Source organism: Scytonema sp. PCC 10023, assembly GCF_963920835.1.
GTDB lineage: Bacteria > Cyanobacteriota > Cyanobacteriia > Cyanobacteriales > Nostocaceae > Kalymmatonema.
In genome coordinates this window covers 1-584 of record NZ_CAWUDP010000354.1, presented here as the reverse complement: position 1 = coordinate 584, position 584 = coordinate 1, and the positions used below count along the sequence as shown (strand labels likewise).

Genomic DNA, 584 nt, shown 5'->3' with positions numbered 1-584 from the left:
CATATATCACTAGCGGACTCCGCGCCGCTAGTTAGAGGCTCATATCTTGCACCTCACCGTACAAACACAGGCAACGTAAAAAGATGCCCGAAAAAGCTACCTTATTTTTATTGGCTTTTATCGCAAAATCAAGGCTTTCGGTTTAATACGGAGTAATTAAATTACATCAATTTTTATTGGTGCAAGATGTGAGACAACGCCCGTTCCTTGAAAAGTAGATTCCGACACGATTCTGGCAGATTGTCTTCCCAAACTCAAATGAATGCCTGGTAAGGGTTCTGGAAAACTTTTCGATCTACTGAAAATACGTAAACATGGATTGTATGCTGGTCAGAGATTCAACTTTCGCTCGGATAAATCCTGAACAATTTTAAAAAAGTTTTTTAAATTGGATTCAATCTATTGGAAAATTGACTTCTCAAGAAATAATTGCAATCGATGGGAAAACATTTCGGGGTTCTTATGATACTGATACGTCAAATGATAAAGCTGCTATACATATGATTAGTGCTTGGGCAACAGCTAATCGTTTATAGCGGTTCTCACTTGGCTGCAATACAATAACCACAATGTTTAAACCAGCC

At 38.2% G+C, this 584-nt stretch carries 1 pseudogene; it reads left to right on the top strand.

Features of this window, described 5'->3' with window-relative positions:
* Window positions 1-344 precede the first annotated feature (344 nt).
* Window positions 345-533: pseudogene (locus ACM0OZ_RS49185) on the top strand (ISAs1 family transposase); the annotation flags it as partial.
* Between the last annotated feature and the right edge of the window lie 51 nt (window positions 534-584).